18 protein-coding genes and 1 pseudogene are annotated in these 22,386 nt (G+C 68.0%); 11 read left to right on the plus strand and 8 right to left on the minus strand.

Going from position 1 to position 22,386, the window contains the following annotated elements:
- The first annotated feature begins 92 nt into the window (after nt 1-92).
- Nucleotides 93-565 (plus strand): annotated as a pseudogene (locus G6N46_RS24935) (nuclear transport factor 2 family protein).
- Nucleotides 558-1,241 carry a hypothetical protein gene (locus tag G6N46_RS24940; RefSeq protein ID WP_138250358.1) on the plus strand — a complete coding sequence of 228 codons (684 nt, stop codon included), beginning with the start codon at nt 558-560 and terminating at the stop codon, nt 1,239-1,241. The pseudogene G6N46_RS24935 and the gene G6N46_RS24940 overlap by 8 nt, the downstream one beginning before the upstream one ends.
- On the opposite strand, the gene G6N46_RS24945 is transcribed toward G6N46_RS24940, so the two are convergent.
- On the minus strand, nt 1,238-1,897 hold the full coding sequence (locus tag G6N46_RS24945) for a potassium channel family protein (protein WP_138250583.1): 660 nt from the start codon (nt 1,895-1,897) through the stop codon (nt 1,238-1,240). The two genes, G6N46_RS24940 and G6N46_RS24945, sit on opposite strands and share 4 nt — an antisense overlap.
- A gap of 95 nt (nt 1,898-1,992) precedes the next feature.
- On the opposite strand from G6N46_RS24945, the gene G6N46_RS24950 reads away from it, so the two are divergent.
- Nucleotides 1,993-3,489, plus strand: coding sequence for a potassium/proton antiporter (locus G6N46_RS24950; RefSeq protein WP_138250357.1), 1,497 nt, complete (start codon nt 1,993-1,995; stop codon nt 3,487-3,489).
- A gap of 3 nt (nt 3,490-3,492) precedes the next feature.
- Here G6N46_RS24950 and G6N46_RS24955 read toward each other — a convergent pair whose 3' ends face one another.
- Entirely contained in the window at nt 3,493-3,783 is a 291-nt protein-coding gene (locus tag G6N46_RS24955; protein WP_029105464.1) for a WhiB family transcriptional regulator, read from the minus strand.
- A 413-nt stretch (nt 3,784-4,196) separates the two neighbouring features.
- Here G6N46_RS24955 and G6N46_RS24960 point away from each other — a divergent pair, with 413 nt between their 5' ends.
- From G6N46_RS24960 to G6N46_RS24970, 3 genes are all read left to right on the plus strand, one after another.
- Nucleotides 4,197-5,021, plus strand: coding sequence for a tetratricopeptide repeat protein (locus G6N46_RS24960; RefSeq protein WP_138250356.1), 825 nt, complete (start codon nt 4,197-4,199; stop codon nt 5,019-5,021).
- A gap of 88 nt (nt 5,022-5,109) precedes the next feature.
- Nucleotides 5,110-5,688 carry a sigma-70 family RNA polymerase sigma factor gene (locus G6N46_RS24965; protein WP_138250355.1) on the plus strand — a complete coding sequence of 193 codons (579 nt, stop codon included), beginning with the start codon at nt 5,110-5,112 and terminating at the stop codon, nt 5,686-5,688.
- The gene (locus G6N46_RS24970) at nt 5,681-6,967 is read left to right on the plus strand and encodes an anti-sigma-D factor RsdA (protein ID WP_138250354.1); all 1,287 of its coding nucleotides are present in this window, start codon (nt 5,681-5,683) and stop codon (nt 6,965-6,967) included. Before G6N46_RS24965 ends, G6N46_RS24970 begins: the two co-directional genes overlap by 8 nt.
- A 512-nt stretch (nt 6,968-7,479) precedes the next feature.
- On the opposite strand, the gene G6N46_RS24975 is transcribed toward G6N46_RS24970, so the two are convergent.
- Nucleotides 7,480-7,884, minus strand: a complete 405-nt coding sequence (locus G6N46_RS24975; protein WP_020102483.1) for a DUF5319 domain-containing protein — start codon at nt 7,882-7,884, stop codon at nt 7,480-7,482.
- A gap of 143 nt (nt 7,885-8,027) precedes the next feature.
- On the opposite strand from G6N46_RS24975, the gene guaB reads away from it, so the two are divergent.
- From guaB to G6N46_RS24990, 3 genes are all read left to right on the plus strand, one after another.
- Nucleotides 8,028-9,569: an IMP dehydrogenase gene (gene guaB, locus G6N46_RS24980; protein ID WP_061001648.1), complete on the plus strand. Its 1,542-nt coding sequence runs from the start codon at nt 8,028-8,030 to the stop codon at nt 9,567-9,569.
- A 35-nt stretch (nt 9,570-9,604) separates the two neighbouring features.
- Entirely contained in the window at nt 9,605-10,741 is a 1,137-nt protein-coding gene (locus tag G6N46_RS24985) for a GuaB3 family IMP dehydrogenase-related protein (RefSeq protein ID WP_138250353.1), read from the plus strand.
- 67 nt (nt 10,742-10,808) lie between these two features.
- Nucleotides 10,809-12,533: a GMC family oxidoreductase gene (locus G6N46_RS24990; RefSeq protein ID WP_133427621.1), complete on the plus strand. Its 1,725-nt coding sequence runs from the start codon at nt 10,809-10,811 to the stop codon at nt 12,531-12,533.
- A 60-nt stretch (nt 12,534-12,593) separates the two neighbouring features.
- Here G6N46_RS24990 and G6N46_RS24995 read toward each other — a convergent pair whose 3' ends face one another.
- From G6N46_RS24995 to G6N46_RS25005, 3 genes are all read right to left on the minus strand, one after another.
- Entirely contained in the window at nt 12,594-14,954 is a 2,361-nt protein-coding gene (locus tag G6N46_RS24995; RefSeq protein WP_138250352.1) for a glycoside hydrolase family 65 protein, read from the minus strand.
- Between the two features lie 7 nt (nt 14,955-14,961).
- The gene (locus G6N46_RS25000; protein WP_138250351.1) at nt 14,962-15,696 is read right to left on the minus strand and encodes a beta-phosphoglucomutase family hydrolase; all 735 of its coding nucleotides are present in this window, start codon (nt 15,694-15,696) and stop codon (nt 14,962-14,964) included.
- Between the two features lie 70 nt (nt 15,697-15,766).
- Nucleotides 15,767-16,633, minus strand: coding sequence for a TauD/TfdA dioxygenase family protein (locus G6N46_RS25005; protein WP_138250350.1), 867 nt, complete (start codon nt 16,631-16,633; stop codon nt 15,767-15,769).
- Between the two features lie 67 nt (nt 16,634-16,700).
- Here G6N46_RS25005 and G6N46_RS25010 point away from each other — a divergent pair, with 67 nt between their 5' ends.
- Entirely contained in the window at nt 16,701-17,258 is a 558-nt protein-coding gene (locus G6N46_RS25010; RefSeq protein ID WP_138250349.1) for a TetR/AcrR family transcriptional regulator, read from the plus strand.
- Between the two features lie 9 nt (nt 17,259-17,267).
- A complete protein-coding gene (guaA, locus tag G6N46_RS25015; RefSeq protein WP_138250348.1) occupies nt 17,268-18,827 on the plus strand; it encodes a glutamine-hydrolyzing GMP synthase in 1,560 nt (519 codons plus the stop codon).
- A gap of 1 nt (nt 18,828) precedes the next feature.
- Here guaA and G6N46_RS25020 read toward each other — a convergent pair whose 3' ends face one another.
- Both G6N46_RS25020 and G6N46_RS25025 read right to left on the minus strand, forming a co-directional pair.
- Complete coding sequence (locus tag G6N46_RS25020; RefSeq protein ID WP_138250347.1) at nt 18,829-20,739, minus strand: zinc ribbon domain-containing protein; 1,911 nt, start codon at nt 20,737-20,739, stop codon at nt 18,829-18,831.
- Nucleotides 20,736-22,367 carry a S53 family peptidase gene (locus G6N46_RS25025; protein ID WP_138250346.1) on the minus strand — a complete coding sequence of 544 codons (1,632 nt, stop codon included), beginning with the start codon at nt 22,365-22,367 and terminating at the stop codon, nt 20,736-20,738. The genes G6N46_RS25020 and G6N46_RS25025 overlap by 4 nt, the downstream gene beginning before the upstream one ends.
- Nucleotides 22,368-22,386 lie beyond the last annotated feature (19 nt).

Below are 22,386 nucleotides of genomic sequence, written 5' to 3' on the forward strand. Positions count from 1 at the left end.
CGTGCAGCTCCTTTTTGGGTCTGGAGTGAATTCTAGTTGTTCGGTAGAGTCCCAAAACTGAAATTGATTCTAGTTATGTTGGAGGTCCACACATGCCACGCTTCACCCGGGACGAGCTGATGGCCGCGCTCGAGCACTACACAAGGTCGTCGAGGTCTGTTCGAGCACGGGGGACTGGGCGCCGTTCGCCGATCTGTTCACCGAGGACGTCCACTACATCGAGCACGCCTACGGCGAGATGCACGGCCGTGAGGCGGTGCGCGAATGGATCGTCGGCGTGATGAAGCCGTTCCCGCACATGCGATTCCCGCACACCTGGGTGGCGATCGATGAGGAGAACGGGGCGATCGTCACCGAGATCATCAACGCGCTCGACCACCCGACGGAGCCGGGCAAGGTCTTCGGCTTTCCCAACATCACCCGCCTCGTCTACGCGGGCGACAACCTGTTCTCGTCGGAGGAGGACGTCTACAACCCGGTCCGGGACGCACCGCGTGCCGTCGGTGAGTGGCTGCAGGCCGGCGGCGTCATGCAGGCCGAGCCGATGGCGGCCAAGCATGGCTGACGTCGTGAAGCTGATCTATGCCCTGTGGGGCACCGGGCTGGACACCACCCTGCGGGCGCCGGAGCTGCATGAGCAACTGCGCGCCGCAGGTGCCACCCGCTTGCAGGTCAACGTCGACGACGCCGACGTGGCGGCGGCGATGTTGCGCATCACCACCTTCGACAGTCCGGTGCCGGCGGTGGTCAGCGTGTGGACCGCCGCGGACACCGACCCCGACGCCGTCTCGGCAGTGCTGGCCCGGGTCGCCGAGCGCAGTGCCGGGTGGGAGGTCGAGGAGACGGTGCGGCTGGTGCCGCCCGCCGTCGAGAACGGTGTTCGCACAACGGCACTGGCGCAGATCGGCTTCCTGCGCATCCCGGCGGACCTCGATCCGGCCGACTGGCTGCAGATCTGGCAGGGGCAGCACACCACCGTCGCCATCGACACCCAGGACACGTTCGGCTATGTGCAGAACCGCGTCCTGCGGACGGTGCACGGCACCGAGCGGGTCGACGCCGTCGTCGAGGAGCTGTTCCACATGGCGGCGATGACGGATGTGCACGCGTTCTACGGCACCGGGGGAGACGATGCGGAACTGCAACGGCGCATGACGCTCATGGTCGAGAGCGTGATTCGCTTCGGCGCCCACACCAACCTCGACTCGGTGCCGACGAGCCGGTACTGCTACGCGCTCTAAGCGCCGTGGATGAGGTCGCGGATGTCGCCGTCGCCGGATTCGTCTGCGACGAAAAGCAATTCGTCCCCGTCCTCGAAATGGTCCGAGGATTTGGGCACGATGATCCTGCTGCCGCGCTGCACCGTCACCAACAGGGTGTTCGGCGGCAGGGTCATGTCCCCGATGGTGCGTCCGATCAGCGGGCTGTCCGGCGGGAGCGTGAATTTCGTCAGGTTGGCGTGCCCCTGACGTAGCCCCATCAGCCGCACCAGGTGGCCGACGTCGATGGCGCCCTCGACGCCGGCGGCCATCGCGTGCGGCGTGGACACCGCGACGTCCACACCCCAGTCCTCGGTGAACAGCCACTCGTTGGCGACGTTGTTCACGCGCGCGACCACGCGCGGCACGCTGAACTCGGTCTTCGCCAGCAGCGCCATCGCGAGGTTCGCCTTGTCGTCGCCCGTCGCGGCGATCACGACGTCGCACATCTCGACGCCGCATTCCTCCAGCGAGGCCACCTCGCAGGCGTCGGCCCACAGCCAGTCGGCCTCGGGGACCGTGTGCGGCTCGTACTTGTGGATGTCGCGTTCGATCAGGAGCACCTTGTGCCCGTTGGCGACGAGTTCCTGTGCCACCGACCGGCCGACCGCGCCGGCGCCGGCGATCGCCACGCGCATGCCCCGGGTGCTCACGCCCTCATTGTCGCCTACCGCCGGTCGCAGCGAGTTCCCAGATACATTTGCTTCGGCCGCACACCGGAATGGGGGGATCGATGACGCTCGAGCAGCTGAACCGGGTGCTGCTCGTCGGGGCGCTGGTGCTGTTGGCGAGCATCGTCGCCACGCGACTCGCGACCCGCGTCGGCCTGCCCAGTCTGCTGCTGTTCCTCGGCCTCGGCGTGCTGGTCGGCGAAGACGGCATCGGGCTGCGGTTCGACGACGTCGCCCTGGTCCGGGATCTGGGGACCGCAGCCCTGGCGATCATCCTCATCGAGGGTGGTCTGACCACCAAGTTCAGTGAAGTCCGCAAGAGTCTGGCGCCGGCCGCGGTGATGGCCACTCTCGGCGTGGCGGTCAGCACGGCCGTCACCGCCGCGGGTGCCCATCTGCTGTTGGGGATGGACTGGCAGCTGGCGCTGCTGCTGGGCGCCATCGTCTCGTCGACCGACGCTGCCGCGGTGTTCTCCGTGCTGCGGGTGCTGCCGCTGCCCCGGCGGCTGGCGGGCCTGCTGGAAGCCGAGTCCGGTCTCAACGACGCCCCCGCCGTCATCCTCGTCCTGATGTTCAGCGCTGTTCCGCTGGCCTTCGACCCGATGCACGGGTTGGTCGACCTGGTCTACGAGCTGGCGGTCGGCGCGGCGATCGGCCTGCTATGTGGCTACCTCGGTGCCGTCACGCTGCGCCGGATCGCGCTGCCGGCGTCGGGCCTGTATCCGCTGGCCACGTTCGGGCTGGGCACGGTGGCGTTCGCGGCATGTGGGGTCACGCACGCCAGTGGGTTCCTCGCGGCCTACCTGACCGGCCTGGTGCTCGCGAATTCCGGTCTGCCGCACCGCGCGGCCACCCGGTCATTCGCCGAGGGACTGGGTTGGCTGGCCCAGATCGGGCTGTTCGTGCTGCTCGGCCTGTTGGTCACGCCCAGCCAGCTCGGTGACGATCTGGTGCCGGCCGTCGTCATCGGCCTGGTACTGCTGCTGTTGGCCCGGCCGCTGTCGGTGGTGTTGTCGCTGATCGGCTTCCGGGTGCCATGGCGGGAGCAGGCATTCCTGTCGTGGGCCGGACTGCGCGGTGCCGTGCCGATCGTGCTGGCGACCTACCCGATCGTCACCGGGGTGCCGGACAGTCAGCGGCTGCTGAACATCGTGTTCGTGCTGGTGGTGGTGTTCACGCTCGTGCAGGGCCCGAGTCTGAAGCCGATCGCGCACCGGCTCGGACTGATCCGGCGTGATGTCACGCGCGAAATTCAGGTGGAAGCGGCGCCGCTGGATGTGCTCGACGCGGAGCTGTTGACGCTGACGGTGCTGCCGCAGTCGCGGCTGCACAACGTGACGGTGCTGGAACTGCGGCTGCCGGATCCGAGCGTGATCACCCTGATCATCCGCAAGGGGAACACCTTCGTGCCGCAGCCCGACACGCGCCTGGAAGCCGGCGATGAGTTACTGATCGTCAGCACCAGCACCACCCGAGAGGCCACCGAGCGCAGACTGCGCGCGGTGAGCCGTCGCGGGAAACTTGCCTATTGGTTCGATGAATACGGTGAGCCGGACTGACGGCTACGACGCGCGGCGGATGCCCCGCTTGAGCAACAGTTCGCGCTCGCCTTCGCTGAGCCCGCCCCAGATGCCGTACGGTTCGCCGACGGCCAGGGCATGCGACCGGCACTGAGTGATCACCGGGCAGGCCCGGCACATTTCCTTGGCGCGCATTTCGCGCTGGGCCCGAGCCCGGCCGCGCTCGCCATCGGGATGAAAGAACACCGCTGAGTCGACGCCACGGCATACGCCGTGCATCTGCCAATCCCACATATCGGCGTTGGGTCCGGGAAGCTGCTGCGGCTGTGGCATTGGGAACGACTCCTCCCCGCGCGTCCTATTCGGAAATCTGTGGATGCGCGTTGATCTGCAAATGACCCGAGAACTTGTCGCCGATGACAACTCGTGCACACAAAGTAGAAGGATTCGGCAAATTCCGTCAATAGCCACGCGCTGTGCGAAACCCCATAAGCGCAGGTCAACAATTTACATCACGTTCATCTGCGCGATGCTTTGGAAACGAAACGAGTGGTGGCGAAATTGTCGGGCGATACCTGTTTCGGCAGTTCGCGCCAGTTCGCCATGTCTGTCGATATGTGGCGGAATTGGAAGTCGTTGACACGGTGTTAACACGGTCCGCATTAATTATTAACGAAAGCTGCCGAACTCGCACGGCGAGAGAACGCGGCCAACCGGCGCGGCGGCATTGATACCGTGCTGACTCGATGACCGCAACCGGTACCAGGACGGGCGCTGCCGACCCGCCAGCAGTCCGTCTGTACGACGCCGCTTTTGGCAACGACCTGCCGTGCTGGCCGCTGCCGGCGGCGCACTCGGCCGACGAACTGTGGCTGCGCGCCGTCGCTGCCGGCGGTCAGGGCCGATACGCCGCCGCCGCCGCCGATCTCGATGACCTGGCGCGGCGAGGTCACGGTCCGTTGCTGTCGCTGGCGCAGAGCACCCGCGCGTCGTTTCTCCGGCAGCTCGGTTGGCATCGCCTCGCCCGGGTTGCCGACGGTCGGGCGTGGGCCTTGGTCGCCCATCGGCTCGACGCGGCCGAGGCGCGCGCCGACGCCCTCGTCGGCCTGGCTGCCGACGCCCTCGGGATCGGCCGTTTCGCGGCGGCGCAGCGGTTGCTCGAGCGGGCCGCGGTCGACACCGGTCACAGCGGGGTGCCGCGCCAGCGGGTCCGGCTGGCCTGGGTGAGCGCCGAGCTGGCCATGGTCAGTGGTCGTGGCGCGGACGCGGTCGCCCATGCCGAACGCGCCCGGGCGCTCGTCGGTGACCTTGGTTCGCCGCGCCACGCCGTGAAAACCGACGTCGTGTATGCCGCGGCGCTGTGCAGCGCCGGCCGGTTCGACGAGTCCCGCCGCGTCGCCGACGCCGCTCTGGAACGCACCCAGCAATTCGGGTTGGTGCCGCTGACCTGGGCATTGGGCTGTTTGTTGAGCGATATCGGGAGTGCCGGGCACAGCCCGGAAGCGATGGCCCGGATCCGCGATGCGGCGGCCGCCAGCGTGCGCGATCGCGGCGGGCGATGGGCGGGATGAATCTGGTAGCCCGCGCCAGTCATTACTGTTGTCCTGACATACCAACCACGGCTCTGCCTCGTCCGTAACGCTGGAGATTGCGCCCACGATGACATTTTCGGGAGATGGTCTCGATGCTGTCGTTGCTGACGCAGTTGCCGGCAATCGCGATGCGCTCCGCAAGGTGTTGGAAACCATCCGCCCGATCGTCGTTCGGTACTGCCGTGCGCGATTCGGGGTCGGCGAGCGACAGGGTGTTTCCGCAGACGATGTGGCTCAGGAGGTGTGTTTAGCTGTGATCACGGCGCTGCCGCGGTACAAGGACCAGGGACGGCCGTTCCTGGCTTTCGTGTACGGCATTGCCGCTCACAAGGTTGCTGACGCGCATCGTGCCGCCGGCCGCAACCGCGCTGAAGCCACCGACGATCTGCCGGACCGCCCCTCGACTGAGCTGGGCCCGGAGCAGTTGGCCATCGACGCCGACTCGGCGGCCCGGATGAACCGGTTGCTCTCGGTGCTGCCCGAGAAACAGCGCGAAATCCTGATCCTGCGTGTCGTCGTCGGCATGAGCGCCGAGGAGACCGCCGAGGCCGTCGGCAGCACCGCGGGCGCGGTCCGCGTCGCTCAGCATCGCGCGTTGGCGCGCTTGAAGACCGAGATCGGTTCGACGGAGCGCGGCCATGCCTGACTCCGGACAATGGTCGCCGGGCGGCGGCGACCCCTCGCTCAACGAGATTCGGCGCGTCGACCGATTCTTCGACGCGCTCGCCGCCGACCAGCACGCGTACTCGACGGATTCCACGGAAGCCGAGCTGGCGTTCCTGCTCGCCGACTGGCGCGACAGCATTCGCGAACCCGCGGTGACGACGCCCGTCACGGCCCGCGACGCCGTCGCCGCATTGCAGAACGGGTTGCACCGCAAGGAATCTCGGACATCCCTGACGATCGTCGGCTCGGTTGCGGCCGCGCTGCTGTGCCTCGGTGGCTTCGGCACCGCGATCTACGCCGCCGGGCCGAACTCGTCGCTGTACGGCCTGCACACCGCGATGTTCGGCACCGACAAGGCCAGCCGTGACGACCAGGTGATGCTGGCTGCGCAGACCGAGATGCAACAGGTCCAGCAGCTGATCGACAACGGCCAGTGGCAGCAGGCGCAGGAGAAGCTGCAGGCGCTGAGCCCGACCGTGCAGAGCGTCGACACGCCAGAGCACAAGCAACAGCTCATCCAGCAGTGGAATGCCTTGACCTACAAGGTGGTTGAGCAGGATCCCGCGGCGACGCTGCCCCCGCCTGGAGAGCCGATGCCGGTCCTGCCGTCCTCGCCGCTGACCCTGCTGCCGGTGCCGGTCGTCGAGACCACGTCGTCGTCGACCTCGTCATCCGGCACGTCGACGACCACCACGTCATCCACGACGTCCACTTCGACCGACTCGTCCACGACGTCGACCAGTGCGCCGACCTCGACCTCGGAGCCGACGAGCACGTCTGGCTCGGCTACCTCGTCGAGCGCGACGTCTGCGACCGAGACGGCGAGTTCGTCATCGGCGAGCAGCTCGACCGTGACCTCGACGCCCTCGTCGTCGACGGCCACGTCCGCGCCGTCCACGGTGCCGTCGACCGCGACAGCGACCGCGACCGGGACATCGTCCATCACCGTGCCGTCGAGCGAGCCCGCCGTCACCAACCCGCCGACCGCGACGGCCACGCAGCCGGCCACCGTCGCGCCGTCGACGCAGAACCCGGCGCCGGCGCAGACGGTCACGACCGTCGCCCCGACTGTCACAGTGCCCTCGGTGACCACACCGGCCCCGACAGCCCCGGCAGCACAGCCGACCGCGGCGCCGACGACCAAGGAAGCGCAGCCGGAGCCGACACGGGAGCGGTCAGTCGTGACGACGACGCAGGCGCCGTCGGGGTCAGGCTCAGGCTCAGGATCGGGATCAGGATCGGGACACGGGCCGCACTGAAGTCATGCAGCGGTCGGTTCGGCCGTTGAGTCTGTAATGTTGGCGCTGCCTACTCGGCTTTTTGGGCCCTGGGTGCAGGGTCAACGCAACTCGGCCGTTGAGCCTGTAACTAGGGCGGTGCCTACTCGACTTTTGAGGCCCTGGGTGCAGGGTCAACGAACTTCGGCTGGGTGCGGCCGTTCACTCTGTAATGGCGGCGCTGGTTACTCGGCCTTTTGGGCCCTGGCTGCAGGGTCAACGGAACTCGGCTGCGTCCGGCTGTTGAGCCTGTAACTAGGGCGCTGGTTACTCGGCTTTTGGGGCCCGGAGTGCAGCGTCAACGCAATTCGGCTGGGTTCGGCTGTTGGCTCTGTAACTAGGGCGGTGCCTACTCGGCTTTTGGGGCCCGGAGTGCAGGGTCAACGCAACGCGGCTGTTGGCTCTGCAACCACGGCGCTGCCTACTCGCCAGATTTCGCCCTCAGCGCAACATCAACCCGCCAGACGTGATGTCTGGCACGTCAACGGAAAAAATCAGCGGTAGCCGTCGTGCTCGGAGGTCGCCTCGTTGAGCGACGCATCGGCATACCCGCGGCAGTAGTCCCACGTCACGTAGGCATCAGGCTCGGGGTCGTAGGCCGGCTCGTGCGGACGGACGGTGCCGTCGACCAGCAGCTGCAGCAGGTTCGCCCGGAGCATGTCCCAGTCGTGGTAATGGTCTTGCTGACATTCGTCGCAACAGACGACGAGGCCGCGAATGCCCTTGTGCGCCAACAGTGTTTCGTACACTGCCAGATCGGCGAGATCGGCTTCGACAGCCATGCGTTCCTGCGGGTCCAGGGGTTGTCCGGGCTCCAGCGCATCCAGAACGGCCGACGGGTCCATGGGATCGTCGGCGAACGGGTCGGGCGGCAAGCCCGGCGGCAGGTGGTCACGCACAGGTCTACCCTACTTATCACCCCCGACGATGCGCCAGCCGTTACCCCGGCGAGCCGCCACAGAGTGGGGTTAGTTGCACACAGTCTGGGCCGATAGGATGGCTTTTTAGTTCCACGACTGTGTCTGCCCTGGAGGCCCCACCCATGTCGATCGCTGAAAGCAGCGTTCCCATCTCCGTTCCGGTGCCGACCGGAGGTGACGATCCGACCAAGGTCGCGATGCTCGGGCTGACCTTCGACGACGTTCTGCTGCTGCCCGCGGCGTCCGACATCATCCCGGCCACCGCCGATACGTCGAGCCAGTTGACGCGCAACATCCGGCTGCGGGTGCCGCTGGTCAGCTCGGCCATGGACACCGTGACCGAGTCGCGGATGGCCATCGCGATGGCCCGCGCCGGCGGCATGGGCGTGCTGCACCGCAACCTGCCGCTCAGCGAGCAGGCCGCGCAGGTCGAGACCGTCAAGCGGTCCGAGGCCGGCATGGTCACCGACCCGGTCACCTGCTCGCCGAGCAACACGCTGGCCGAGGTCGACGCCATGTGCGCCCGGTTCCGCATCTCGGGCCTGCCTGTCGTGGACACGGCCGGGCAGCTCGTCGGCATCATCACCAACCGCGACATGCGCTTCGAGGTCGACCAGGACAAGGCCGTCGCCGAGGTCATGACCAAGGCGCCGCTGATCACCGCCCAGGAGGGCGTCTCGGCCGAGGCCGCGCTGGGCCTGCTGCGCCGGCACAAGATCGAGAAGCTCCCCATCGTCGACGGCCACGGCAAGCTGACCGGGCTGATCACCGTCAAGGACTTCGTCAAGACCGAGCAGTTCCCGCTGGCCACCAAGGACAGCGACGGGCGTCTCCTGGTCGGTGCCGCTGTCGGTGTCGGTGACGACGCCTGGACCCGCGCCATGACGCTGGCCGATGCGGGTGTCGACGTGCTGATCGTCGACACCGCGCACGCCCACAACCGCGGTGTGCTGGACATGGTCGCTCGCCTCAAGAAGGCCGTCGGCGAGAAGATCGAGGTCGTGGGCGGAAACGTCGCCACCCGGTCCGCCGCCGCCGCGTTGTGCGAGGCCGGCGCGGACGCCGTCAAGGTGGGCGTCGGGCCCGGCTCCATCTGCACCACCCGCGTGATCGCCGGTGTCGGCGCCCCGCAGATCACCGCGATCCTCGAGGCGACCGCCGCGTGCCGCCCCTACGGCGTCCCGGTCATCGCCGACGGCGGTCTGCAGTACTCCGGCGACATCGCCAAGGCGCTGGCCGCCGGTGCCTCGACGGCCATGCTCGGTTCGCTGCTGGCCGGTACCGCCGAATCGCCGGGCGAGCTGATCTTCGTCAACGGCAAGCAGTTCAAGAGCTACCGCGGCATGGGATCGCTCGGCGCCATGCAGGGTCGTGGGCAGGGCAAGTCCTACTCCAAGGACCGCTACTTCCAGGACGACGTGCTGTCCGAGGACAAGCTGGTGCCCGAGGGCATCGAGGGCCGGGTGCCGTTCCGCGGCCCGCTGTCCACCGTCATTCACCAGCTCACCGGCGGTCTGCGGGCCGCCATGGGCTACACCGGTTCGGCCACCATCGAACAACTGCAGCAGGCGCAGTTCGTGCAGATCACCGCGGCCGGCTTGAAGGAAAGCCACCCGCACGACATCACGATGACCGTCGAAGCACCGAACTATTCGTCGCGCTAACTGACACGCGCCATCTGACAGGGAAGTCAACACACATGCGTGACATGGTTGAAATCGGCATGGGCCGGACCGCTCGTCGTACCTACGAACTCGACGACATCAACATCGTGCCGTCTCGGCGCACCCGCTCCAGCCAGGACGTTTCCACGGCCTGGCAGCTGGACGCCTACCGGTTCGAGATTCCGGTCCTGGCGCACCCGACCGACTCGTTGGTGTCGCCCGAGTTCGCCATCGAAATGGGCCGCCTCGGCGGCCTCGGTGTGCTCAACGGTGAGGGCCTGATCGGCCGGCACCGCGATGTCGTGGACAAGCTCGCCCAGGTGGTCGAGCTCGCGGCCAAGGAAGACGATCCGTCGGCGGCGGTCCGGCTGCTGCAGCAGCTTCACGCGGCGCCGCTGGATCCGGAGCTGCTCGGCGCCGCCGTCGCGCGCGTGCGTGAGGCCGGCGTCACCACCGCGGTGCGCGTCAGCCCGCAGAACGCCCAGGCCCTGACACCGACGCTGGTTGCGGCCGGGATCGACCTGCTGGTCATCCAGGGCACCATCATCTCGGCCGAGCGGGTGGCGCAGGACGGTGAACCGCTCAACCTGAAGACCTTCATCTCCGAGCTGGACGTGCCGGTGGTCGCCGGCGGCGTGCAGGATCACCGCACCGCGCTGCACCTCATGCGTACCGGCGCGGCCGGCGTCATCGTCGGCTACGGCTCCACCTACGGCGCCACCACCAGCGACGAGGTCCTGGGCATCAGCGTGCCGATGGCCACCGCGATCGCCGACGCCGCCGCCGCGCGGCGCGAATACCTCGACGAGACCGGCGGCCGCTACGTGCACGTGCTGGCCGACGGTGACATCCACACCTCGGGCGACCTGGCCAAGGCCATCGCGTGCGGCGCCGACGCGGTGGTGCTGGGCACCCCCTTGGCCGCTGCGGCAGAGGCGCCTGGTGACGGCTGGTTCTGGCCGGCCGCCGCGGCGCACCCGTCGTTGCCGCGCGGCGCGCTGCTGCAGGTCGCGCTGGGTGAGCGGCCGTCGCTCGATCAGGTTCTCAACGGCCCGTCCGACGATCCGTTCGGTTCGGTCAACCTGGTCGGTGGTCTGCGCCGGTCGATGGCCAAGGCCGGGTACTGCGACCTCAAGGAGTTCCAGAAGGTCGGCCTCACCGTCGGTTCCTAGTACCGGCGGTAGCAAGTTAGGTTTACCTTGGTAGCTGGTTACCGAGCGGTAGGTCCATACTTCTGCCATGGAGCCTGACTACGACGTCTTGATCATCGGCTCGGGTTTCGGAGGCAGCGTCAGCGCTCTCCGGCTCACCGAGAAGGGTTACCGCGTTGGAGTGTTGGAAGCCGGCCCCCGGTATTCCGACGCCGACTTCGCAAAGACTTCATGGGACCTACGAAAGTTCTTGTGGGCACCCAAGTTCGGCATGTACGGCATCCAGCGGATCCACCTGCTCCGCAACGTGATGATCCTGGCCGGCGCGGGTGTCGGCGGTGGTTCGTTGAACTACGCCAACACCCTCTACATCCCTCCGGACCCGTTCTTCAACGACCCGCAGTGGAAGAACATCACCGACTGGCGCGCCGAACTGATGCCGCACTACGAGCAGGCGCAGCGCATGCTCGGTGTGGTCAAGAACCCGACGTTCACCGACGCCGACAAGATCATCAAAGAGGTCGCCGAGGACATGGGCTGCGCCGACACCTTCGTCGCGACGCCCGTCGGGGTGTTCTTCGGACCGGACGGCGAGAAGACCCCGGGCAAGACCGTGCCCGACCCGTACTTCGGCGGGGCCGGCCCGGCCCGCACCGGTTGCATCGAGTGCGGTGAGTGCATGACCGGCTGCCGCCACGGCGCCAAGAACACCTTGGTGAAGAACTACCTCGGCCTGGCGGAAAAGGCTGGGGCGCAAGTACATCCGCTGACCACCGTCACCAGCTTCCAGCAGCGCGGCGACGGGCTGTGGGAGGTGGCGACCCGCCGGACCAACGGCCGGGTGCGCCGCGGCAAGCGGACCTTCACCGCCAAGTACCTCATCGTCGCGGCCGGTACGTACAACACCCAGAAGCTGCTGTTCAAGGTGCGCGACACCGGCAAGCTGACCAAGCTGTCGGACAAGCTGGGCGTGCTGACCCGCACCAACTCCGAGTCCATCGTGGGTGCCCAGACCCGCGAAGTGCCCACGGACATGGATCTGACGCACGGTGTGGCCATCACGTCGTCGATCCACCCGACCCCGGACACCCACATCGAACCGGTGCGGTACGGCAAGGGCTCCAACGCCATGGGCATGCTGCAGACGCTGATGACGGACGGCGCCGGCCCGCAGGGCACCGACGTGCCGCGGTGGAAGCAGTTCCTCAACCAGGCCGGTGAGGACCCGCGTGAGCTGATCCGCCTGCTCAACCCGCAGCGGTGGAGCGAGCGCACCGTGATCGCACTGGTCATGCAGCACCTCGACAACTCGATCACCACGTTCACCAAGCGTGGGCCCGGTGGTATCCGGATCATGTCGTCCAAGCAGGGCCACGGCGAGCCCAACCCGACCTGGATCCCGGTCGGCAACGAGGCGACCCGACGGATGGCCGAGAAGGTCGGCGGTATCGCCGGCGGCACCTGGGGCGAGCTGTTCAACATCCCGCTGACCGCCCACTTCCTGGGCGGTGCGGCGATCGGTGACAGCGCCCAGACGGGCGTCATCGACCCCTATCACCGCGTCTACAACTACCCGACGCTGTTCGTCACCGACGGTGCCGCGATCTCGGCGAATCTCGGTGTGAATCCGTCACTTTCGATCGCGGCGCAGGCCGAGCGCGCGGCGTCATTGTGGCCGAACAAGGGACAGGACGACGCGCGGCCGGCCCAGGGTGAGCCCTACCGCCGGATCGAACCGATCGCACCGGACCGTCCCGTCGTCCCGGCCGAGGCTCCCGGCGCGCTGCGCCGGCTGCCGATCACCCCGGTCTAGTAGGGATTTGTGCACGATTTTCCGCGGTCAGCGCGGAAAATCGTGCACAAATCCCTGGGATCAGGCCGAGTTGAACCGCCGGTGTGTGGGCGCGCGGCCCGGTGGTTGCGGCGGCGGGGGCAGTATCGACTGCCGTGGCTTGACGTCGACGACGGTCGGCTCGCGGGTACTCAGCGTGAGTTCGTCGCCGGCGTGCCGGATCACCAGGGTGGAGTCGGGTCCGTCGCGCAGGGTGTACGTCACCTCGCTGTGCGTCGCATCGACGGTGACCCGAAATTCCCGCCACCGCAACCGAAATCGGAGCCGGGACAGACTGTCCGGCAGCTGCGGGTCGAGTGCGAGGAAGCCTTCGTCGTCGCGTAGACCACCGAAACCGGCGACCAGAGCGATCCAGGCACCCGCGAGCGACGCCATGTGCAGTCCGTCGCGGGTGTTGTGGTGCAGATCGCGTAGGTCGATCAAGGCCGCTTCGTAGGCATAGTCGTGCGCCAGTTCGAGGTGACCGACCTCGGCGCACATCACCGCCTGGGTGCACGCCGACAGTGACGAGTCCCGGACCGTGCGACGCTCGTAGTAGTCGACGTTGTGTGCCTTCTGCTGGGCGGTGAAGGCGTGGCCCTGCCACTGCATGGCCAGCACCAGGTCGGCCTGCTTGATCACCTGCGCCGGATACAGCCGCACGTATGGGTGGTTCAGAAACAGGGGATAGGCGGTGTCGGGCGAGAATTCCCATTCCGCAAAGGTGGTGAAGCCCTCGCACTGCGGGTGCACCGCGAGCTCCTCGTCGTACGGGATGTGCGCGGCGGCCGCGGCATCACGCCACGCGGCGGTCTCCTCGTTGGTCACGCCCATGGCATAGGCGTTGTCGGGGTGCCGCGTACACGCGTCGGCGGCGACGCGCAGGTTGTGTGCCGCCATCAGATTGGTGAAGACGTTGTCACGCACCATCGCGGTGTACTCGTCGGGACCGGTGACGCCGTCGAGGTGCCAGACACCGTGGCGGTCGTGGTGTCCCAACGACATCCACAACCGCGCCGTCTCCACCAGTACGGTCAGGCCGCAGTCGACTTCCAGGGATTGGTCACCGGTGGCGTTGCGGTAGCGCTCGAACGCCATCGCGATGTCGGCGTTGACGTGCCACGCCGCGGTGCCGGCGGGCCAGTACGCCGAGCATTCGGGTCCGGATATGGTGCGCCACGGGAAGCTCGCGCCCCGCAAACCCAGTTCGGCCGCACGGCTTTTCGCCAATTCCAGCGTAGAGGCGCGCCACCTCAGGGCGTCTGCGACGGTATGCGGTTTCGTGTAGGTGAGCACGGGGAGGACGAAACCCTCGGTGTCCCAGAAGGCGTGACCGTCGTAGCCGGTTCCGGTCAGCCCCTTGCCGGCGATGCCGCGGCATTCCGCGCGGGCACTGGCCTGCAGCACGTGGAACAGCCCGAACCGCACGGCCTGCTGGCAGTCCGGGTCACCGTCGACCTCGACGTCGGCACTGTCCCAGAAGTCGTCGAGATAGGCGCGCTGCAGGTCCAGCAGCCCCTGCCAGCCGCTGTAGTGCGCGCCGGCCAGCGCGCCGGCGACCTGGTCGCGCAGCGCGGGCCGCGACCTCAGGCTCGACCAGCCGTAGGCCAGATACTTCACGATGCGCAGTTGCTGCCCCGGTCGCAGCCCACAGATCACGGTGGTGCGCGCCAGATCTGGACGGGCGTCGGTGCTCACCTCGACGCGGCCCGGGACTTCGATCTCGTGGTCCATCGCGGCGGCCATCATCAGGCCACTGCGCTTGGTCTGGTGGATCAGCAGCCCGCTGTGTTGGTTGTGTTCGTGGTGTATCGCCTGCAGCGGATTGGCGAGGGCCGCCGCAACGCGCGGATCCGATGAGGTTTTCGGCTGATCCTCATTGGCGACCAACTCCGATTGCACTGTGACACGGGCGAATTCATCGATGGCCTCGACGGTGTACTCGATGGCCGCGACGCTCCGCTGGGCCAGTGACACCAGCCGGGTCGACGTGACCCGCACCTGCTTTCCCGCCGGTGACCGCCAATGCACTGTGCGCGAGAGGGTTCCGGCGCGCAGATCCAGAATTCTCTCGTGGTCGATGAGTTCGCCGTACCGGACGTCGAAGGGCTCGTCGTCGACCAGCAGGCGGATGATCTTGCCGTTGGTGACGTCGACGATGGTCTCGCCGCCCTGGGGGTAGCCGAATCCACTTTCGGCATAAGGCAATGGCCGGGTCTCGTAGAACGAGTTGAGGTAGGTGCCGGGCAGGCCGTGCGGTTCCCCTTCATCGAGATTGCCGCGAAAGCCGATGTGCCCGTTGGACAACGCGAACACCGACTCCGACTGCGCCAACAGGTCCAGGTCCAGCTGCGACTCGCGCACCTGCCAGGGCTCGACCGGAAATGATTCCTGGGTGATCATCGTCGGCCTACAGCAGCTCGGCCAGGTCACTGACGACGACGTCGGCGCCGCTGTCGCGTAGCTGCGCGGCCTGATCGGCCCTGTCCACTCCGACGACGTATCCGAAGTGGCCGTTTCGGCCCGCCGCGACACCGGCCAACGCGTCTTCGAAGACGGCGGCCGCCGCCGGTTCGACACCCAGCAATTGCGCCGCCCGCAGGAATGAGTCCGGTGCCGGTTTGCCCGCGATGTGCTCGTCCCGCAGCGTCAGGCCGTCGACGCGCTGCTGGACGAAGTGGGACAGCCCGGTGACGTCGAGTACCGGACGGGTGTTGGCGCTCGACGACACGACCGCGATGCCGAGTCCGGCGGCGGCGACGGCCTCCAGGTATCGCCGGGACCCGCTGAACGCTTCGATACCGTCGTCGTGCAGCACCTTCTGGAACATCTCGTTCTTGCGGTTGCCCAGGCCGGCGACGGTCTCGGCGTCCGGCGGGTCGTCCGGGTTGCCGTCGGGGAGGTCGATGCCACGGCTGCGCAGAAACGAGCGGACGCCGTCCTGGCGCGGCTTGCCGTCCACGTACTGCAGGTAGTCGTCGTGGCTGTCGAACGCGACGAACGGTTCGCCGTCACGTTCGGCGCGTTGCCGCAGATAGTCGTCGAACATCGCCTTCCAGGCCTTCTTGTGCACGCTCGCGGTGTCGGTCAGGACGCCGTCGAGGTCGAACAGGCAGGCGTGCACGGCTTTGGGGAGACCCAGCATGGTCGCTCTTTCGGTTGGGGATTGTCCTGCGGTGTCCTTTCCCGTTTTTCGGCTCGGTTATTCGTTGACGCTACGCCGCGCTGATCACGCGGCTGGGTGCTCCGTGCACGTCGACCGGGACGTCGCCGGTCAGCGTGACGCGGTGCATCAGCCGGTGCTGGCCGTCGTAGTCGTCGACGGCGCGATGCTGGGTGGCCCGGTTGTCCCACATCGCGACGTCGCCGGGCTGCCAGTCCCACCGAACGGTGTTCTCCGTCAAGGTGATTCGGCGCTGCAGCAGTTCCAGCAAGGCGGCCGACTCGTAGCTGTCCAGTCCGACGAAGCCGCGGACGAACTGTCCGGCGACCAGCGCGCGCTCGCCGGTTTCCGGGTGGACCCGCACCACGGGGTGCTCGGTGCGGAAGTCGGGCTTCTGGAATTCGGCCTGGTAGCCCTTCTGCTCGTCGGTCAGGTGCGTCGTGTCCACGGTGACGTCCTTGAGGTAGTCGAACCGGTTGGAGTGCACCGCCCGCAGGTTCTCCACCAATGCCTTGAGCGGCGCGGGCAACCCGTCGTAGGCCGCGACGGTGGACGCCCACAGTGTGGAACCGCCGTAGGTCGGCAGGGTGACGGCCCGGAGCACCGACGCCGAGGGGTAGTCGGGCATGAACGTCACGTCGGTGTGCCAGCGGTTGGCCTTGCCGTACTCGGAGTCGATCGGGGTGATCTTCGGTGCGTCGGCGCGCTTCATCGAGTGATGGCCGACCAGATCACCCATCAGTTCCCCGAACGCCTGCTGTTGCGCGTCGTCGAGGTGGTTCTGACCGCGGAAGAAGATGACCTTGTGGTCCAGCAGCGCGGCGCGAATCTCGGCGACGGTCTCGGGGGACAGGTCGCCGCCCAGTCGCACGCCGTCGATGACGGCGCCGATCTTGCTGGTCAGTTTGGTGATGTTCATCGGAAGCCTTTCGGAAGACGCGCACTGTAGTCAGTTGACTACAGTGCATGGCCGCTAGTGTAGCCACATGACTACAGGTGTGCCAGTGGGCCGGGACGAAGTCGTCGCGGCCGTCCTCGAGGCCGCATCGGAGCTGTTCGCCGCGCGCGGTCCCGCGGCCACGTCGATCCGGGACATCGCCGCCAAGTCGAACGTCAACCACGGACTGGTGTTCCGGCACCTCGGCTCCAAGGAGAAGCTGGTCGGCGCGGTGCTGGACCATCTGGGACAACGCCTCAAGGAGTCGATCGACGCCGATGCGCCGGCCGAGGTGATCGATGCGGCGCTGGACCGGCAGCTCCGGGTGATCGCCCGGGCCGCGCTCGACGGCTACCCGGTCGGGGAGTTGCAGACCACGTTTCCCAACATGGCGCGGCTGCTCGACGAATTCCTGCCCCGGTACGCCGACGAGAACCAGGCCCGGTTCGCGGTGGGCAACATCATCGCGTTGCAACTGGGCTGGCGACTGCTCGGGCCATTCCTGCGGCCGGCGCTGGGGCTCGGTGAGATGAGCGACGACGACGTCCGCGCCGCCGTGGGCGCCGCAGCCGAGCGGCTGGCAGAGGCCCCGGCTGCCCACCACTAGACTGGGCGGGTGCAAACACCAGCTTCACAGCCCGTTCTGGTCATCGACTTCGGTGCGCAGTACGCGCAGCTGATCGCCCGCCGGGTCCGCGAGGCTCGGGTGTTCTCCGAGGTACTGCCGCACACCGCGACGGTCGAGGACATCAAGGCCAAGAATCCGCAGGCCATCGTGCTGTCCGGCGGTCCGTCCAGCGTCTACGACGACGGCGCTCCGCAACTGGACGCGGCCATCTTCGATCTCGGCGTCCCGGTGTTCGGCATCTGCTACGGGTTCCAGGCCATGGCCCAGGCGCTCGGCGGCACCGTCGCGCACACCGGCACCAGTGAGTACGGCCGGACGGAGCTGAAAGTCGCCGGCGGAGAACTGCATTCGGGCCTGCCCGCCACGCAGCCGGTGTGGATGAGCCACGGTGACGCCGTTACTGCGGCGCCCGCCGGTTTCGACGTCGTGGCCAGCAGCCCCGGCGCCCCGGTCGCCGCGTTCGAGGACCGGGCCCGCAAGCTGGCCGGCGTCCAGTACCACCCCGAGGTGATGCACTCGCCGCACGGCCAGCAGGTGCTCAGCCGGTTCCTGCACGACTTCGCCGGTATCGGCGCGACCTGGACCGCGGCCAACATCGCCGACCAGCTGGTCGAGCAGGTGCGCGAGCAGATCGGCGACGGCCAGGCCATCTGCGGCCTGTCCGGTGGCGTCGACTCGGCGGTGGCGGCGGCGTTGGTGCAGCGCGCCATCGGCGATCGGCTGACGTGTGTGTTCGTCGACCACGGCCTGCTGCGCGCGGGTGAGCGCGAGCAGGTTGAACGCGACTTCGTCGCCGCGACCGGCGCCAAGCTCGTCACTGTCGACGAGGCCGACCGCTTCCTCGACGCCCTTTCCGGGGTGACCAACCCCGAAGGCAAGCGCAAGATCATCGGCCGCGAGTTCATCCGGGCCTTCGAGGGCGCGGTACGCGACACCTTGGGCTCGAGCGAGTCCGAGGTCGAGTACCTGGTGCAGGGCACGCTGTACCCGGACGTCGTCGAATCCGGCGGCGGCACCGGTACCGCCAACATCAAGAGCCACCACAACGTCGGCGGTCTGCCCGAGGACCTGAAGTTCAAACTCGTCGAGCCGCTGCGGCTGCTGTTCAAGGACGAGGTGCGGGCCGTCGGCCGCGAGCTCGGTCTGCCCGAGGAAATCGTTGGGCGCCAGCCCTTCCCGGGTCCCGGTCTCGGTATCCGGATCGTCGGCGAGGTGACGGGTCCCCGCTTGGACACGCTGCGCCGCGCCGACTCGATCGCCCGCGAGGAGCTCACCGCGGCCGGTCAGGACCAGAGCATCTGGCAGTGCCCGGTGGTGCTGCTGGCCGACGTGCGCTCGGTTGGCGTGCAGGGCGACGGACGCACCTACGGGCACCCGATCGTGCTGCGTCCGGTGTCCAGCGAGGACGCCATGACCGCCGACTGGACCCGCGTGCCTTACGAAGTGCTGGAACGCATTTCGACCCGGATCACCAACGAGGTGCCGGAGGTCAACCGCGTGGTGCTGGACATCACCAGCAAGCCGCCGGGCACCATCGAATGGGAGTGAGCTAGCGCGCCGGGTCGCCCCGCCACGCGAAGCTGTTGACGTACTGGCCCATGTCCAGGGCCAGTTGCAGGCCGACGGCGGACGGTTTCCCGGAGCCGAAGTCCGGGCCGAACCGGTGGTAGGGACCGGACGCCGCGGCGATCAGGGCCAGGTCGTTCTTGACGGCGACGAGCACCAGCAGCCGCATCCGGGTGTATTGGCGGCTCGCGCCCTGCGGGTACCAGTCGGCGACGATGCCGTAGCCCGACTGGTAGCCGACCATGGCGTTCGGAACCTCGTACGCGGTCTTGGCGTCCGGGTAGGTCGACGAGACCAGTTCGGCCGCAATGTCTTTCGGCTGGCGTCCGGTCGCGGGCCGGCTGAACAACTGCAGCATCCCGCCGTCGCCGGCGAGCAGTTTCGCCAGCACGCCGTGGTCATCCTTGGTGACGTCGTACGCCGATCCGGCCGCGGGGTAGGCGACGCTGAACGAGCCGTCGGGTGCGGTGAACCGGGGGTTGATGGTGACCGGTTGGCCCATGGGCGGATGGCCGCATTCCGGCGGGCACACGTACCGCACGGCCGGTTTCTCCAGGAGACTGGACACCCCGACCAGGAGCGCGGCCACCACCACGGCGGCGAGGGCGAAGACCAGGGCCACCTGAACGCGTTTCGTGGTCCGGGTCGGCGTTGTCGCGTAGGCCGGGGCATGCAGCGAATAGCCGGGGAGAAGGCCGACGGCCATGCTGTCGGCGGGTGCCGGACGGTCGGTGCGCTGGCCGTGCCGTGCGGCCCGGGACGAGGCGCGGGTGGCGGCACCGCAGGCCGCGCAGAACGGCGCGTCGGGCACCACGTGGCCGCACTGGGTGCACAGCAGCGGCTCGTCCATGTTGTAGTCGTCGTGTGCCTCGTGCAGGAGTGCCAGGTGCAGCCCGACGCGCAACGCCAGCAGTGCGATCATGGTGAGCGCGAAATACATTGCCAGCTGGACCAACTGGGGCAGCTGCACCGCGTCGATCAGGCCGAGCAGGGCATAGACCACCGCGACGACCACCGCGATCAGGGTCAGCGTCAGCCGGACATAGCCGCGATGCTGGTGTGCCTTGTTCGGCGGCCGGGTGAACCACAGCGCCGCACCGATCAGACCGCCGACGGTGGCGGCGATGATGGGCGTTGCCAGCCCGCGGATTCCGGCCTCGACCAACAGGCCCAGGAGCGGGCGGTCCCGGTTGACCATGCCCGTGCCGAACTGGGGTGCCAGCCGGGTCAGGGTCGCCGCCGCCGTGAAGTAGATGGCGGCATGGGCGCCAATGGCGTAGCCGTGCAGGGCTTCTCGATGGCCTGGCCGGACCAGGCGGATCACCAGCGTGGGTACCTGCATCAGCAGGAGTCCACCGAGCGTGACACCCACGCCGGTGCGCAGCATGCGGGCTGCCGCGATGCCCGCGCCGAGCGGGATGCCATAGGTCCTCGCGGCGGCAGCGCCGGTGAGCAGTGCCCAGCCGACGCCGAGGGCGACAGCGAGGCCGGCCGTCAGCCACAGGTTGCCGCGAGGCGCGTCCTGGTTGAATTCGGATTCCCGCAGATAGATCCCGAAGATGACGGGCAGCCCGAGGACGGCGACCGCGACCAGTGCACCGGGCAGACGGAGCATCGCGGTGGCGACCAATGCGAGCACCAGGGCGACGAGCCCGAGCATGAACGACGTGCGTGACCGCGGGGACAGGTGCGGGAACAGCGAGCTGGTGATCGACAGCCGGAGCAGATGCTGGCCGGGCGCGGCGCTGAACGACCGCGCCCGCAGCCAGTGCGGTCCGTCGCGGCGGTGCTCGCTGAGCGGTGCGCCGCACAGCCCGCAGTACTCGCCGGCCGGGACGTCCAGCTGGCAGACCTCGCACTCCATCATCGGCCGGTCTTCGAGCTGGGTGGTCATTGCGTCACCTTCTGCAGCAACAACAGGTTTTCCGCCAGGTTCTCCACGTTCGGGGTGCCGAGGCCGCTGACCAGGTCGTAGCCCGGCCCTGCGGTGTCAACGGCGTTGCCGCCCAGGGTGATATCGCGGAATGCCGGTCGTGGGGCGCCCGTGGCGATCCGGTACAGCAGCGGGTTGAGCGCGCCGATCGGACGTCCGCCATTGGCGGTGAGGTACTGCGTCATGACGGCGGTCAGCCCGGCCCAGATCGGCGCGGACTGCGAGGTGCCGCCACCGACGACCACCTCTTTGTCCACCACGATCCGGACGCCGGTGTAGGGATCGGCGACCGCCGAGATATCCGGCGTCAGGCGCTTGCCGGCGCTGCGTTTCGGGTCGACCTGGGTCGCTGCCTTGTCCTGCCAGCGGGGCTGGTCGAACAGCGCGGAAACGCCGCCGCCGGTGCCCTGCGAGAGCGGGACGTTGAACCAGGCCTGTTCGTCCACCCATCTGCCGTCGGCGTCGGTGGACAGGGTGCTGCCGCCGACGTTGGTCATCTCCGGCAGCGACGCCACCGAATCCAGCCCGATGTCGCTCGGGCCGGGCGGGGAATCCCAGTCGTCGCCGCCTTTGCATTCCAGTCCGGCCAGGTCGCCGCTGGCGTCAAATGCCGTGGTGCCGTGTGCTTCCGCGGCGGCCAGTGCGGACCGCACGGGTGCGAGGTCGGCCGCGGTGGTCAGCTTGTCGCAGCCCCAGCCGATCGACAGGCTCCAGATCGCGCCGGGGAAATCACGGTCGGTCTTCTCGAACATCTCGCCGATCTTGAGATAGGCGCCGTCGCCGGTGACGGTGGGCCGGGCGTTGACCACGACCAGCCGGGCGTCGGGGGCGATGGCATGGATCACCTCGAGGTCCATGGTGGTTTCGCCACGCTCGTCGCCGGGCTGCCCGCCGACGAGGGTCGGGGTGAATTTGGGCAGGCCGAAGGTGGTGGAGAACTGGTCCAGGTCGGCTTGGTCGTAGCCGTTGAAGGCGAAGACCACCACCGTGGTGCCCTTGCCGGTGTGGCCGGCGGCGCTCAACTTGTCGGCGTGATAGGCGCTGAGTAGGTGGCTCGGGGTCAGGCCGCGTTCCGGGACGCCCTGTGGCGGGTCCGCCGGTGCCGAATTGTGGTGCGGGGTGTAGCTGAGGATCCGGCCCAATTCGCTGACGGTGCCGTGCAACTCGGTGGGAATCCGGGGTTGTTGCGGTGCGGCGTAGAACTCCTGCCCGCGCCGGCTTCGGTAGTCGTGCACCTCGACGCCGAAGGCGGCGCCCATGCGATCAGGATCACCTTCGACGACGGCCCAGTTGTCGCCCGGCCGCCAGCGCACCGAAAGCCGTTGCAGCTCAGCCCAGTTGATCAGCGCATCCGGCCGATAGTCGTCATCGAGGGCGGCGGTGAGCTGGACGCGCTGCGGATGCGCGAGCCCGAGGTCGGTCGACGACGCGAGCAACGACGCGAAGGGACCATCGATGGTGCCTGACGGTTGGTCTGGCGCCGCGGTCGGCCGGCCTGGGGTGGGCAGGTTGAAGACGATGGCCAACGTGGCGATCAACGCCAGGGCCACCAACCATCGCTTTGACGGTGTCCGGGTCGGCGGTGGCATGTAGCAACGGTAGCGCTGA

The organism is Mycolicibacterium phocaicum (assembly GCF_010731115.1).
In the GTDB taxonomy this organism is placed as follows: domain Bacteria; phylum Actinomycetota; class Actinomycetes; order Mycobacteriales; family Mycobacteriaceae; genus Mycobacterium; species Mycobacterium phocaicum.

What these genes read in the sequence shown, in the direction of transcription:
- G6N46_RS24950 (WP_138250357.1), top strand. Translation starts at nt 1,993, where the DNA reads ATGACGCTCGAGCAGCTGAACCGGGTGCTGCTCGTCGGGGCGCTGGTG.
- G6N46_RS24940 (WP_138250358.1), top strand. Translation starts at nt 558, where the DNA reads ATGGCTGACGTCGTGAAGCTGATCTATGCCCTGTGGGGCACCGGGCTG.
- G6N46_RS24945 (WP_138250583.1), bottom strand. Translation starts at nt 1,897, where the DNA reads ATGCGCGTGGCGATCGCCGGCGCCGGCGCGGTCGGCCGGTCGGTGGCA.
- G6N46_RS25000 (WP_138250351.1), bottom strand. Translation starts at nt 15,696, where the DNA reads ATGCTGGGTCTCCCCAAAGCCGTGCACGCCTGCCTGTTCGACCTCGAC.
- G6N46_RS25025 (WP_138250346.1), bottom strand. Translation starts at nt 22,367, where the DNA reads ATGCCACCGCCGACCCGGACACCGTCAAAGCGATGGTTGGTGGCCCTG.
- G6N46_RS24965 (WP_138250355.1), top strand. Translation starts at nt 5,110, where the DNA reads ATGACATTTTCGGGAGATGGTCTCGATGCTGTCGTTGCTGACGCAGTT.
- G6N46_RS25005 (WP_138250350.1), bottom strand. Translation starts at nt 16,633, where the DNA reads ATGAACATCACCAAACTGACCAGCAAGATCGGCGCCGTCATCGACGGC.
- G6N46_RS24995 (WP_138250352.1), bottom strand. Translation starts at nt 14,954, where the DNA reads ATGATCACCCAGGAATCATTTCCGGTCGAGCCCTGGCAGGTGCGCGAG.
- G6N46_RS24985 (WP_138250353.1), top strand. Translation starts at nt 9,605, where the DNA reads ATGCGTGACATGGTTGAAATCGGCATGGGCCGGACCGCTCGTCGTACC.
- G6N46_RS25010 (WP_138250349.1), top strand. Translation starts at nt 16,701, where the DNA reads ATGACTACAGGTGTGCCAGTGGGCCGGGACGAAGTCGTCGCGGCCGTC.
- G6N46_RS24960 (WP_138250356.1), top strand. Translation starts at nt 4,197, where the DNA reads ATGACCGCAACCGGTACCAGGACGGGCGCTGCCGACCCGCCAGCAGTC.
- G6N46_RS24970 (WP_138250354.1), top strand. Translation starts at nt 5,681, where the DNA reads ATGCCTGACTCCGGACAATGGTCGCCGGGCGGCGGCGACCCCTCGCTC.
- guaB (WP_061001648.1), top strand. Translation starts at nt 8,028, where the DNA reads ATGTCGATCGCTGAAAGCAGCGTTCCCATCTCCGTTCCGGTGCCGACC.
- G6N46_RS24990 (WP_133427621.1), top strand. Translation starts at nt 10,809, where the DNA reads ATGGAGCCTGACTACGACGTCTTGATCATCGGCTCGGGTTTCGGAGGC.
- G6N46_RS24955 (WP_029105464.1), bottom strand. Translation starts at nt 3,783, where the DNA reads ATGCCACAGCCGCAGCAGCTTCCCGGACCCAACGCCGATATGTGGGAT.
- G6N46_RS25020 (WP_138250347.1), bottom strand. Translation starts at nt 20,739, where the DNA reads ATGACCACCCAGCTCGAAGACCGGCCGATGATGGAGTGCGAGGTCTGC.